Source organism: Rhodococcus sp. NPDC057529 (genome assembly GCF_042802055.1).
Taxonomy (GTDB): Bacteria; Actinomycetota; Actinomycetes; order Mycobacteriales; family Mycobacteriaceae; genus Rhodococcus_F.
The window spans coordinates 22853-35143 of the sequence record NZ_JBHVEY010000002.1; the positions used below are offsets into that span (position 1 = coordinate 22853).

Consider the following 12291-nt stretch of genomic DNA (forward strand, 5'->3'; position numbering starts at 1 on the left):
GTCTTCCCTAGTTGGCGGCGATGGGTTGCGGAATCGTCTCGGCGATGGCATCCGAGGTCAGCAGCGCCTCGAACTCCTCCGCGGAGAACCCGCGCTGCAGAAGCACCTCGCGGGTGTGCTGACCCAGCAGCGGGGCCGTGCGTTCGATGTGGGCAGGTGTTCGGGACAACTTGATCGGCACCGTCAGGTGCGTCACCGACCCGAGCACGGGGTGTGTCGTGGTATCGGTGACCTGTCGGTCGATCATGTGCGGATCCCGGTGCACAGCCGCGATGTCGTAGATCGGACCGCACGGAACGCCTTGCGCGCGAAGCAGTTCGACCCACTCCGCGGTGGTCCGGTGCTGCAGGTGATCGGTCAGGGTGGTGGAGAGGTCGATGCGGTTGCGCAGTCGGTCGGCGTTGGTGGCGTACTGATCGGCCTCGAGGAGATCCGGCCGCCCGATCGCGGTGCACAACGCCGTCCACACCCGCTGATTGGCCGCGCCGACCGCAATGTGCCCGTCCGCGGTGGCGAGCGCCTCGTACGGTGCCGCGAGCCGGTGCGCCGAGCCGGTCGGTTCCGCGACCCGTCCGGCGCCGAACCATTCGTTCGACTCCCACACCGTCGCAGCGATACCGGCCTCGACGAGTGAGGTGTCGACGTACTGGCCCTCACCGGTGAGAAGGCGGCTGGCATACGCGCTGACCACACCGAACGCCGCGAACAGGCCCGCGTTCAAGTCGCAGATCGGCACTCCGACCTTCACCGGATCCATCCCGGGGTGACCGGTCACGCTCATGATTCCGCTCATCGCCTGAGCGACGAGGTCGAAACCGCCGAGTTCGCGGTACGGGCCGGTGGCCCCGAAACCGGAGACCGAGCAGTAGATCAACCCGGGGTTGATCGCGCGGAGGTGCTCGTAACCCAGGCCCAGACGATCCATCGCACCCGGGCGGAAGTTCTCCACGACGACATCGGCGTCGGCGGCGAGCCGGCGGATCACCTCCCGACCGGCATCGGACTTGAGATCGACGGCGATGCCGCGCTTGTTCCGGTTCATCGCGACGAAGGCATGGGAGGCCTCGATATCGGCGGACTCGGACATCCGGCGGGTGTCATCGCCGGTACCGGGGCGTTCGACCTTCACGACGTCGGCGCCGAGGTCGGCGAGTAGGAGTGAGCAGTAGGCCCCTGCCATGACCTGGGTGATGTCGAGAACCTTGAGACCGTCCAGCGCACCGGACTTCGTTCGTGTCATGAGTTTGCATCCTGTTCCGAAATACGGTACGGTATTCCTTATGTCGGTACGCAACTATGGCATGGCACACACTGGAGGTCAATGGTGAGTGCCGTCGAAAACGCGCTACGCATGCTCGAGGCGGTAGCCAAATACCAGCCGATCGGCGTATCCGCGGTCGCCCGCAAGCTCGAAATGAGCAAGACGACGGCGCAGCGAGCCCTGGTCGCGCTCGCCGACCTGGACTGGATCGCTCCCGCCCCCGGCGATTCCACGCGATGGGTGCTCACCACCAAGGCCTTCGCGATCGGGTCGCAACACGCCGGCGCGACCGACCTAAGGCAATTGGCGCGCGCACCGATGAAGCGCCTGTTCGACGAGGTCGGTGAAACCATCCATCTGTCGGTGATCGACGGCGCGCACGTCGTGGTAATCGAACTGCTCGAAACCGAGGCGCCCGTCCGAACCCATACGCGCGTGGGAGATCGATTCCCGCTGCATGCCACCGCCTCCGGGATCGCGATGCTGGCCGCAATGGATCAGGACCGTGTCGATCGGATTCTCACCCGAACGCCGCTGGAAAAGGTCACCGAATTCACCCCGACAGACGTGGAGACCATCCACGCCGCCATCGAGGATGCGAGGAAGCTCGGCTATGCCCGCGCGCTCGGCACCCGGCACGCCGAGATCGCTGCCATCGCAGCGCCGATCCTCGACCGCAACGGAGCCCCCACGGCCGCGCTGAGCATCTCGGCCCCCATCCACCGGCTACCGCCGGACAAGCATCAGGCCTATGGGCAGAAGGTTCGAGCCGCCGCCCAGGCCTCCAGCGGCATCTACGTTTCGTACTCGCGCAACGACTGAGTTCGGCGCCGGTCCTGCCCTGTCGATGCCGGTTCGCAACGGTCATCTGCGGGTCGTGGAGATCCGGAGGGAACGGGTTTCCGGGGAGGCAGCAAGGCGATCGGCGAGTCCGTGGATCTGGCATGTGATCTCGCCGGTGATCGTGTCGATATTTCCGGCGTCGATGAGCGACAACAATCGTTCGTGCTCGTCGACGAGATCATGAAGGTCCGCGAAGGATCGGTGGTTGTCTGCGAAGAACAGCCGGAGCTGTGACTCCCAGGTTCGCCACATGCTCAGCAGCAGTTTGTGACCGGAAAGCTCGTAGAATGTCCGGTGAAAACTCATATGGGCGTCGATGGTGCGGGATATGTCTCCCTCGTCGGCGCCGCACTCCATCTCTCGCAGAGCGCGGGTTAATTTCGCCCGACCGCCTGATGCCAACTGCGGCATGGCCAGCTCGACGGCATACGGTTCCACACGCATACGCACGCTGGCGATTTCGGCGATATCGTGCGCGGTGACTTCGGCGACGAACGCGCCTTTGAAGGCTACTTTTCGGACGAGTCCCTCGTCTGCGAGCATGCCGAGCGCTTCGCGCAGTGGTGCCCGGCTGACTCCGAGATCCGCGGCGAGGTGCGCCTCCCGCAACTGGCTGCCCGCGGCGAGTGTCCCGTCGAGGACAGCCCTTCGCAGTACATCGGCAACGTTTACCGGGGTGGTGCGTTGGTGGATCCGTTGGAAAGGATTCTCCTTCATCGGCATACGTCGAAGGGTCGGACTCGGATGATCGGGCATCCTGTCGCCCCTTCCTGCTCGTCGGTCTGGTGCCGAGTCGTCCCGTGGTCGTGTAGTGAGCCGGCACCGCCACTGCTCGGTGACCTCATTTTAGCATCTGTGCAATGTCACATGTCGTACTGTATTGATCTCCCGGTTGGAAAGGAAGAGTCATGTCACAACACCCCGCGTGCGGGTCCGCCGTGTCAAGCGAATTGTCGAGATCGACGAAGTGGCGAGTGCTCGGCGGTGCACTCAGCGGAAGCACCATCGAGTGGTTCGAGTACTTCCTGTACGCCAGTGCCGCCGCCCTGGTCTTCGACAAGCAGTTCTTCCCATCCGAAGACCCGGTCGTCTCGCTGATGCTGAGCTACCTGTCGCTGTCGCTGACCTTCTTCATTCGCCCGTTCGGCGGCATCGTGTTCTCCCATTTGGGTGACCGCATCGGCCGCAAGCGCACCCTGGTCATCACGTTGTGGCTGATGGGTCTGGCGACCATGGGCATCGGGTTCCTGCCGAACTACGCCGCGATCGGGGTCTGGGCGCCGATCCTGCTGGTAACCTGCCGGATCATCCAGGGGCTGGCGATCTCGGGGGAATGGGGCGGGGCGATCCTGCTGGCGTACGAGTACGCCCCGATTCGCCGCCGTGGCTTCTTCGGCAGCGTCCCGCAGATCGGTGTTGCGCTGGGGATGCTGCTGGCGACGCTCGCGATGGCCGGGCTGAGTCTGCTGCCGTCGGAGTCGTTCAATGCCTGGGGATGGCGGGTTCCGTTCATCGCCAGTGTCCTGCTGGTGATGGTCGGGCTGTGGCTGCGGTCCGGACTCGACGAGACCCCGGCCTTCCGTAAGACGCAGGAGGAGGGGCGCACCGCCAAGCTGCCCATCGTCGACGTGGTGAAGTATCACTGGCGGGCCGTGGTGGTGGCGATCGGAGCGAAGGTCGTCGAGACGGCGCCGTTCTACATTTTCGCCACGTTCATCCTCAGCTATGCCACGGGGGTGCTGGACTTCGCACGTACCTCGGTCCTGGTCTCGGTCAGCGTCGCGGCGCTGCTCGCCGTGTTCACCATTCCGCTGGCGGGCACCCTGGCAGACCGGATCGGCCGGCGTACCGTCTTCACCGTGGCTGCGGTGGCGATGGCTGCGTTCGCCTTCCCCTACTTCCTGTTGCTGCACGCCGGGGTGATGTGGGCGCTGCTGCTCGCCTGCTCGATCGCCGTCGGTGTCCTGTGGCCGGCGATCACCGCGACCTACGGAACGATCACCTCGGATATGTTCGCTCCGGAGGTGCGCTACACCGGGATCACCCTCGGTCAGCAGATCGGGGCGGCCGCCGCGGGTGGTACGGCACCGCTGGTGGCGACGTTCCTGCTCGGGGAGTTCGACCAGTCCTGGGTTCCGATCGCGCTCTACCTCGTTCTCTGCAGCGCGATCTCGCTGATTTCGGTGCGAGGGGCCCATCCGGCGACGTCAGGGCTGTCGACGGCGCCGGTCACCGACGGATCCGGGCGGACGGACGCTCCCGTCTGACCTGTCCGGGTACGCCAATCAGCGCCTCCTCACCCCACGGTGCCTTTCGGGTCCGGGGTGGGGAGGCGCTGTCGTGTGAAGGGGTGTTCCGACTAGTGGTGCGGGAAGGCGGTCTCGAACGCTGCGCGTACCGGGCCCCATCGGCGCACCCAGGGCTGGTCGCCGCGGGTGAGGTGTTCGCCGATCGCGTTGGCCGTCTGCAGGATCGCGGCCTCGGTGCGGGCGGGCCCCGTCGCCACCGCGTGGTCGAGGCGGGTAGTGAGGGTGGTGAGCAGTCCGCCGGCGGCCAGGGCCTGCCGGATCGGGTTCGCCAGCGTGGCCCGTTCGGTGAGTAGATCCAGGTGGCGCTCCCACCGGCGCACCACCTCGGGGTGCCGGGGTGCCCAGGTGCCGCGAAGCGCGGCGAATGCGGTGCGCGCGTCGGCGGGGTCGGCGGCGTCGTGGATCCGGGCGAGGTCGTGGCCGAGGGCCATCCAGTCGTGGCGGGGTACTCGGTCGAAGGTGCTGCGTAGCAGCCCGGGGACGTCGAGATGCACCGACGCGTGCGGCCACACGGTCGTCGCGGCGTGGTGCATCGCCTGCGGCCGCGCCGAAGCAAGGATGCGGACGTCCTGCACGCCGCCGGCGCGGAGTGCCTCGAACACACTCAGCCAGAAGCGGTCGCCGTCGCCGATGCACGAGCCCAGGTATCGGGGCACGCCCTGCTCGGTGAGGGCGACCAGGAGGTGGACGGTCGTGGCTGTGGTGCCCGAGTTGGTCACCTCGACCGACCGGACGAACAGGATGGGGGAGAGCTGAATCCGGGTGTGATGCGGGCACAGCGAGATTCGTGTCCGGGACCGGACTCCACCCACGGGGCCCGGTGATTCGCGGGCGGTCCGCACGCTGGTGGGTCCGCACCGGGTGCGGTCCGTGATGGTTGGCGCGCTCTGGCGGGACACCGGACTACCTTTCGGCTCGGAAATGTGGAAAACCGGTCACCGCGGCGGCAAGTCTGCCGCGGTGACCGGTCGTTCTGGGTGGGGTTGGGTGGTCAGTTGGCCGGGCGGGTCCGGCAGATCCGGGCGAGGGAGGTGCTCAGCCAGTGGGCGCAGAGTTGGCCGGAGGCGGTGTGCAGGTCCGCCTCGGTCGTCCAGACCCACTGGTTCGGGGCGGGGGTCTCGGACGTGGAGGCGACGGTGGTGGCGGGCATGCGGTGTCCTAGGCGATCTCGGTGCGCTGACCGGCGGCGGCGCCGCTCTTGCGGCGGGTGAGGAAGAAGGCGACCAGCAGTGCGCCGACGCTGACCAGGCCGAGGTAGAGCTGGGGCCGGGTGTCGGCGTTGAAACCGAGCAGTGCGATGACGCCGATGATGGCGAAGACGGTGAAGTAGCTCAGGTAGGGGAACAGCGGCATCTTCAGGTCGATGTCGGTGTCACCGGTCTGTTGGCGGTGGCGGCGCATCCGGATCTGGGAGCCGGCGATGGCGAGGTAGACGAACAGGGCGACGGCGCCGGAGGAGGTGGTGAGGAAGTAGAACACCGTGTCCGGGGAGAAGTAGGCCATCACGACGGCGAGGTAGCTGAAGGCCGTGCTGGCGAGGATGGCGCGCATCGGGACGCCCCGGGCGTTGAGTTTGGCGAGACCACGGGGAGCATCACCGGTTCCGGTGAGCGCGTAGATCATCCGGGAGGAGACGTAGAGGCCGGAGTTCAGGCAGGACAGAACGGCGACGAGGACGATGACGTCCATCAGCCGTCCGGCTGCGGGGATGCCCATCGAGCCGATGGCGGCGGCGAACGGGCTGCTGTCGGTGGGAAGCATGTCCCACGGCATTATGGTGACCAGGAGCAGTACGGATCCGACGTAGAACATCATCATCCGCCAGGGCAGCGTCGAGGTGGCCTTGGAGATCGCTTTGACCGGTTCGGAGGATTCCGAGGCGGCGACGGTGACGATTTCCGAGCCGAGCATCGAGAAGATCAGCGTGGCGACGCCGGTGAACACGGGGATCCAGCCGTGCGGGGCGAACCCTCCCTCGCTGGCCAGGAAGAAGATGCTGCCGTTGCTGTTCGGCCAGGCGCCGGCGACGTAGAGCGTGCCGAGTACGAGGAACGCGACGATGGCGAGGACCTTGATGGCGGCGAACCAGAACTCGAATTCACCGAATGACTTCACCGAGATCAGGTTCACGGCGGTCAGGGCGACGATGATGGCGAAACTCGTTGTCCACAGGGGGACGTCGGGGAGCCAGATGCGGATGGTTGCCGCGCCGGCGACGGCTTCGAAAGCGACGACGATGACCCAGAAGTACCAGTACAGCCATCCGGTGAGGAATCCTGCCCAGTCGCCCAGATACTTGCGGGCGTAGGTGGCGAAGCTGCCGCTGGCGGGTTCGGCGGCGGCCATTTCGGCGAGCATCCGCATGACGAGCATGACGAGGATGCCGCCCATCAGGTACGACAGGATCGAGGCCGGGCCGGCGCTGGCGATCACCGATCCGCTGCCGACGAACAGGCCGGCGCCGATGATGCCGCCGAAGGCGATCAGGACGACGTGGCGTTGCTTGAGGGTCTTCTGGAGATGACCACTGTCGCCGTCCTCGGGCGGCTCCGGGGTCACCGGTGGCGGAACTTCGCGCGTCGACGATCGCGTACGTGAAAACACGGATCCTCCAGAGGGATGTTGGGGTGAGGCCGATGACAAGAGCGCCCCGCTGTGCTGCAGGATCCGCCCGAAACGAGCCGTGGCTGTTGCGCCGGTCACATCAAATTAGCGGATTCCCCGATCAGATGCAATGTGACATACTACTGATATGGAACTCGGCCACACCAACGACGTCGTCGTCATCGGCGGCGGCGTGATCGGCGCAGCATGCGCGTACTACTGCTCGGAGGCGGGCCTGAAGGTCACCGTCATCGAGCGCGGCGCGGTCGGCGGAGGCACGACCGCGGCATGCGAGGGCAACATCTTGCTCTCGGACAAACACCCCGGATCCGAACTCGATCTCGCCCTGTTGTCCTCGAGGCTCTGGACCGACGTCGCCGAGCGGCTCGGTCCCGAACGCATCGAATACCACGCGAAAGGGGGAGTGGTCGTCGCGGCCTCCGAGGCCACCGCGGCTGGGCTGCGGAATCTGACCGCCTCCCAGCGTGAGGTCGGCATCGACGCTATCGACATCTCCCAGGACGAGCTCGTCGAGCTCGAACCGAGTGTCACCCCCGCGGCGGCCGGGGGAGCGCACTACCCGCAGGACAGTCAGGTCCAGCCGATGCTGGCCACCGCCCGGCTGCTCCAGCACGTGCGGGCCCGCGGCGGCACCGTGCTGACCGGCACGTCGGTGACCGGATTCCTCACGTCGGCGGACGATCGGGTCATCGGCGTGCGCACCGACAATCCCGCCGTGCCCACCGTGCACGGGCCGTGGACGATCAACGCCGCCGGAACCTGGAGCGGCCCGATCGCGGAGCTGGCCGGTGCGCCGATTCCGGTGTTGCCGCGCAAGGGTTTCGTTCTGGTGACCGAGCCGCTGCCGCGGGTGATCCGGCACAAGGTCTACACCGCCGAATACGTCGCCAACGTCGCCTCCAGCGACGCCGGCCTCGAGACGTCGGTGGTGGTCGAGGGCACTGGTGCGGGCACCGTGCTGATCGGGGCCAGCCGCGAACGCGTCGGCTTCGACCGGTCGGTGTCGCTGCCGGTGATCGAGAAGCTCGCCGCTCAGGCCATCGAGGTCTTCCCGTTCCTCGCCGATGTCTCCCTGCTGCGCACCTACCTGGGCTTTCGGCCGTACTGCCCCGACCACCTGCCGGTCATCGGCGCCGATCCGCGCGCGCCCGGCCTGATCCACGCCAGCGGCCACGAAGGCGCCGGCATCGGACTGGCCACCGGAACGGGATCACTGATCGCCCAATTCATCTCGGGCAAGGAACCCGACCTCGACCTGTCCCCCTTCCGTCCGGACCGCTTCGTGGAGGCAACAGCGTGAGCACCGACAACATCGTCTTCCAGTTCGACGAGCACACCGTCACCGCCGAGACCGGCCAGAGCATCGGCGCCGCGCTCATCGCGAGCGGCCGCCGCTCGTGGCGGCGCACCCGCGTCGCCGACACCCCGCGCGGGGTGTTCTGCGGCATCGGGATCTGTTTCGACTGCCTGGTCACCGTCAACGGCGAACCCAACCGCCGGGCCTGCCTCGTCGAGGCCCGCCCCGGTGACGTCGTCACCACCCAGGAAGGAGCCGGCCGTGGCGAACTCGCCTGCTGAGACCCCGTACGACCTGACCGTTCTCGGCGCCGGCCCCGCCGGACTGGCCGCGGCGACCAGCGCCGCGACCGCCGGGGCCCGCGTCGCCCTGATCGACGCGGGCAACCACCCGGGCGGGCAGTACTGGCGCAACCGGGGCGGCGACGACGGTGCCTTGCACCACGACTGGGCCACCTTCCAGGCCCTGCGCCTGCAGCTGCGCGCAGCAGGCCCGGCGATCGACTACCTGCCCCGCCACTCGGTCTGGCATATCGAGAACACCGGCACCGAATTCACCGCCCACGCCAGCACACCCTCCGGAGAGCGGATCGTCACCAGCCGTTCCCTGGTCGTCGCCACCGGCGCCTACGACCGGCAACTGCCCTTCCCCGGCTGGACCCTGCCGGGGGTGTTCACCGCCGGGGCCCTGCAGGCGCTGCTCAAGGGCCAAGGGGTACTGGCCGGGCGCCGGATCGCGGTCTCGGGGACGGGGCCGTTCCTGCTGGCTGTCGCCGCCGGTCTGGCCGACGCCGGCGCCGACGTCGTCGGTGTCTTCGAGGCCGGGCACCCGGCCGGGTTCGCCCGTCATCTCGGTGCGGTCGCCCGCAACGCCGCCAAGCTCGGCGAGGGCGTCGAATACTCCCTGACCATGCTGCGCCGCCGGATTCCGTACCACACCCGGACCGCGATCGTCGCTGCGCACGGACACGAGGAAGTCGCCGGTGTCACCACCGCGAAACTCGACCGGAACTGGAACCCGGTGCCGGGCACCGAGAAACAGATCGACTGCGACACCGTCGCCGTCGGCTACGGGTTCACCCCGCAGCTCGAGATCCCGTTGCAGCTCGGGTGCCAGACCCGCCGCGACATCGACGGCAGCCTGATCGCCGTCGCGGACACCGGCCAGCGCAGCACCGTGCCCGGGGTGTATCTGGCCGGTGAGGTCTGTGGCGTCAGCGGAGCGGCGGCCTCGGTGGTCGAGGGCCGCCTGGCTGGGTTGCACGCCGCGGCAGCGGTCACCGGCGTCGCGCCGACGCCGAAACTCCTGCGCAAGCTCGAGCGCCACCGGGCGGCGTTGCACGCGTTCGCGGTGGCGATGCACGCCACCTTCCCGGTGCCGTCGGGGTGGACCGGCTGGCTCAGACCCGACACGGTGATCTGCCGGTGTGAGGAGGTCGAGACCGCCGACGTCGACGCCGCCATCGAGGACCTGGGGGCGATCGATCCCCGGGCGGTCAAGCTCTATGCCCGCCCCGGCATGGGCATGTGCCAGGGCCGGGTGTGCGGCTTCGCTACCACCTGCCTGGTCGCCGCCCGCGCCGACCGCGAACCCACCGCCGACGATTTGCGTGGGGTCGCCAGTCGTCCTATCGGGCAGCCGGTTTCGCTGCGATCCCTGGCGGCCGGTGCCGAGCGCACACCGTGACGTGGGCGGGTAGCGGACCAAAAAAGATCTTCACAAGCTCTGTACAATTTCACATGTCACATGGCAGACTGTGAAGGAGCAAGTTCACAGTCTCCGGGTGATCCGGGACACTTGACTACTGGAGGACACATGAGCGCACGCAAGCCTTGGCACGGAGTGCTGGTGGCGACCGCCCTGCCGATGCACGATCGCGGCGGCAAGACCCTCGAGATCGACTTCGACGGGTTCGGCGAGCACATCAAGTTCCTGGCGGAGAACGGCTGTAGCGGTGCCACCCCGAACGGCTCGCTCGGTGAGTATCACAACCTCACCGTCGAGGAGCGGGCTCGCGTGGTGACCACCGCGATCGAGGCTGCGCCCGAGGGATTCACGATCATGCCGGGTGTGGCCGCCTATGGTGCCGACGAGGCCCGCCGGTGGACCGAGCAGGCCGCCGAGGCCGGTGCTCCCGCCGTGATGCTGCTGCCCCCGAACGCCTACCGCGCCGACCGCCGCGCCGTCATCGAGCACTACAGGATCGTCTCGCAGGTCGGACTGCCGATCGTGGCGTACAACAACCCCTTCGACACCAAGGTCGACCTGACCCCGGACCTGCTCGCCGAACTGCACGCCGAGGGCCTGATCGCCGGCGTCAAGGAGTTCTCGGGCGACATCCGCCGCTACTACGAGATCAAGGAACTCGCCCCCGAACTCGACGTGCTCTGCGGCACCGACGACGTGGCCTTCGAGTTCGCCATCGCCGGCTCTCCCGGCTGGATCTCCGGCTACCCGAACGCACTGCCCCGCGCCAGCGTTCAGCTGTGGGAAGAGGCTTCGGCAGGCAAGATCGAATCCGCTCTCGCCCTCTACAAGTCGCTGCACCCGCTACTGCGCTGGGACTCGAAGACCGAGTTCGTGCAGGCGATCAAGCTGAGCATGGACATCGTGGGCCGCTACGGCGGACCGAGCCGGCCGCCGCGCGTCCCGCTCAACGCCGAGCAGGAAAAGCTCGTCCGCGAGGCGACCGAAAAGGCCGTCGCCGAGGGATTGGCCTGACCCATGCGTAGTAACCGGGTCTTTCATGCGGTCGACTCCCACACCGAAGGCATGCCGACTCGGGTCGTCACTGGTGGCGTCGGGACCATTCCCGGCGCCACCATGTTCGACCGTCGCCGGTACTTCATCGAGAACCTCGACCACATCCGGCGACTGTTGATGAACGAACCCCGCGGGCATTCGGCGATGAGCGGAGCGATCCTGCAGCCGCCCACCCGGCCCGACGCCGACTACGGGGTGCTCTACATCGAGGTCTCCGGCTGCCTGCCGATGTGCGGGCACGGCACGATGGGCGTGGCCACCGTGCTGGTGGAAACCGGGATGGTCGAGGTCACCGAACCGGTGACCACCATCCGGCTCGACACCCCCGCCGGCCTGGTCGTTGCCGAGGTGGCCGTCGAGGACGGGGCCGCGAAGAGGGTCACCCTCACCAACGTGCCCTCGTTCGCGCTCGGACTCGACCGCACCGTGCAGGTGGGGCAGTGGGGATCGGTGCCCTACGACATCGCGTTCGGCGGCAACTTCTACGCCATCGTCGAACTCGACAAGCTCGGCATCGAGTTCGACCGCGCCAACAAGGACGAGATCATGGCCGCCGGACTGGCGATCAGCGCGGCGATCAACGAGCAGGATCTGCCGGTCCACCCGGGTAACCCCGAGATCACCGGCTGCCACCACGTGTACCTGGCGGCACCGGGGTCCACGGCCCAGCATTCGCGGCACGCGATGGTCATCGCACCGGGAATGTTCGACCGCTCCCCGTGCGGCACCGGAACCAGCGCCCGAATGGCGCAGCTGCACGCGAGGGGCGAGCTGGAGCTGAACACCGACTTCCTCAACGAGTCGTTCATCGGCACCCAGTTCACCGGCCGACTCGTCGACCAGGGCACCATCGGTGACATCACCACCGTCACGCCCACCATCACGGGGTACGTCGGACTTACCGGAACCGCGGAGTACTTGCTGAACCCGGACGCCCCGTCCCCGTTTTGTTTCAAGCTCTCACCCCCCCTGGCCAGGCCGATCCCGCCCCACCACAGATGTGGATGGGTCGGGACACCCCCGACCCGTCGACGCCCTGCGAGCCGCCGGGCAGTGCTACGGGCGACAAGGAAACAGAGCCCCCGTCGCCCGGGTTTCACCGGCGAACTCGGACGGCGGGGTGGACGGGTACCCCCCTCCCACCCCCCCCCACAAACCCCCAACCCCAGCCCCCCTCCTGGTCGTGCACCCAC

General features: G+C 67.6%; 12 protein-coding genes. 7 read left to right on the forward strand and 5 right to left on the reverse strand.

What is annotated here, in order from left to right:
- Positions 1-7: 7 nt before the first annotated feature.
- Positions 8-1240 carry a CaiB/BaiF CoA transferase family protein gene (locus ACFU5V_RS03265; RefSeq protein ID WP_378696808.1) on the reverse strand — a complete coding sequence of 411 codons (1233 nt, stop codon included), beginning with the start codon at positions 1238-1240 and terminating at the stop codon, positions 8-10.
- Between the two features lie 81 nt (positions 1241-1321).
- Here ACFU5V_RS03265 and ACFU5V_RS03270 point away from each other — a divergent pair, with 81 nt between their 5' ends.
- Entirely contained in the window at positions 1322-2083 is a 762-nt protein-coding gene (locus tag ACFU5V_RS03270) for an IclR family transcriptional regulator (RefSeq protein WP_378696810.1), read from the forward strand.
- A gap of 42 nt (positions 2084-2125) precedes the next feature.
- On the opposite strand, the gene ACFU5V_RS03275 is transcribed toward ACFU5V_RS03270, so the two are convergent.
- The gene (locus ACFU5V_RS03275; protein WP_378696812.1) at positions 2126-2860 is read right to left on the reverse strand and encodes a GntR family transcriptional regulator; all 735 of its coding nucleotides are present in this window, start codon (positions 2858-2860) and stop codon (positions 2126-2128) included.
- A gap of 152 nt (positions 2861-3012) precedes the next feature.
- Between ACFU5V_RS03275 and ACFU5V_RS03280 the strand changes: the two genes are divergently transcribed.
- Positions 3013-4371, forward strand: coding sequence for an MFS transporter (locus tag ACFU5V_RS03280; RefSeq protein WP_378696814.1), 1359 nt, complete (start codon positions 3013-3015; stop codon positions 4369-4371).
- Between the two features lie 92 nt (positions 4372-4463).
- Here ACFU5V_RS03280 and ACFU5V_RS03285 read toward each other — a convergent pair whose 3' ends face one another.
- The 3 genes from ACFU5V_RS03285 to ACFU5V_RS03295 form a co-directional block, all read right to left on the reverse strand.
- Positions 4464-5312, reverse strand: a complete 849-nt coding sequence (locus ACFU5V_RS03285; protein ID WP_378696816.1) for a transposase — start codon at positions 5310-5312, stop codon at positions 4464-4466.
- A gap of 92 nt (positions 5313-5404) precedes the next feature.
- Positions 5405-5563, reverse strand: a complete 159-nt coding sequence (locus ACFU5V_RS03290; RefSeq protein WP_378696818.1) for a hypothetical protein — start codon at positions 5561-5563, stop codon at positions 5405-5407.
- A gap of 8 nt (positions 5564-5571) precedes the next feature.
- A complete protein-coding gene (locus ACFU5V_RS03295) occupies positions 5572-6972 on the reverse strand; it encodes an amino acid permease (RefSeq protein WP_378696820.1) in 1401 nt (466 codons plus the stop codon).
- A gap of 193 nt (positions 6973-7165) precedes the next feature.
- Here ACFU5V_RS03295 and ACFU5V_RS03300 point away from each other — a divergent pair, with 193 nt between their 5' ends.
- The 5 genes from ACFU5V_RS03300 to ACFU5V_RS03320 form a co-directional block, all read left to right on the forward strand.
- Complete coding sequence (locus tag ACFU5V_RS03300) at positions 7166-8338, forward strand: NAD(P)/FAD-dependent oxidoreductase (RefSeq protein WP_378696822.1); 1173 nt, start codon at positions 7166-7168, stop codon at positions 8336-8338.
- Positions 8335-8616, forward strand: a complete 282-nt coding sequence (locus tag ACFU5V_RS03305) for a (2Fe-2S)-binding protein (protein ID WP_378696824.1) — start codon at positions 8335-8337, stop codon at positions 8614-8616. The genes ACFU5V_RS03300 and ACFU5V_RS03305 overlap by 4 nt, the downstream gene beginning before the upstream one ends.
- Positions 8597-10021 (forward strand): FAD-dependent oxidoreductase, encoded by a 1425-nt coding sequence (locus ACFU5V_RS03310; protein WP_378696826.1) that lies wholly within the window; start codon positions 8597-8599, stop codon positions 10019-10021. Before ACFU5V_RS03305 ends, ACFU5V_RS03310 begins: the two co-directional genes overlap by 20 nt.
- A gap of 129 nt (positions 10022-10150) precedes the next feature.
- Positions 10151-11056 (forward strand): dihydrodipicolinate synthase family protein, encoded by a 906-nt coding sequence (locus ACFU5V_RS03315; protein WP_378696828.1) that lies wholly within the window; start codon positions 10151-10153, stop codon positions 11054-11056.
- Positions 11057-11107: 51 nt separating this feature from the next.
- A partial coding sequence (locus ACFU5V_RS03320; RefSeq protein WP_378696830.1) for a proline racemase family protein occupies positions 11108-12291 on the forward strand: 1184 nt, incomplete at its 3' end.

What these genes read in the sequence shown, in the direction of transcription:
- ACFU5V_RS03315 (WP_378696828.1), top strand. Translation starts at nt 10,151, where the DNA reads ATGAGCGCACGCAAGCCTTGGCACGGAGTGCTGGTGGCGACCGCCCTG.
- ACFU5V_RS03300 (WP_378696822.1), top strand. Translation starts at nt 7,166, where the DNA reads ATGGAACTCGGCCACACCAACGACGTCGTCGTCATCGGCGGCGGCGTG.
- ACFU5V_RS03290 (WP_378696818.1), bottom strand. Translation starts at nt 5,563, where the DNA reads ATGCCCGCCACCACCGTCGCCTCCACGTCCGAGACCCCCGCCCCGAAC.
- ACFU5V_RS03270 (WP_378696810.1), top strand. Translation starts at nt 1,322, where the DNA reads ATGGTGAGTGCCGTCGAAAACGCGCTACGCATGCTCGAGGCGGTAGCC.
- ACFU5V_RS03275 (WP_378696812.1), bottom strand. Translation starts at nt 2,860, where the DNA reads ATGCCCGATCATCCGAGTCCGACCCTTCGACGTATGCCGATGAAGGAG.
- ACFU5V_RS03280 (WP_378696814.1), top strand. Translation starts at nt 3,013, where the DNA reads ATGTCACAACACCCCGCGTGCGGGTCCGCCGTGTCAAGCGAATTGTCG.
- ACFU5V_RS03265 (WP_378696808.1), bottom strand. Translation starts at nt 1,240, where the DNA reads ATGACACGAACGAAGTCCGGTGCGCTGGACGGTCTCAAGGTTCTCGAC.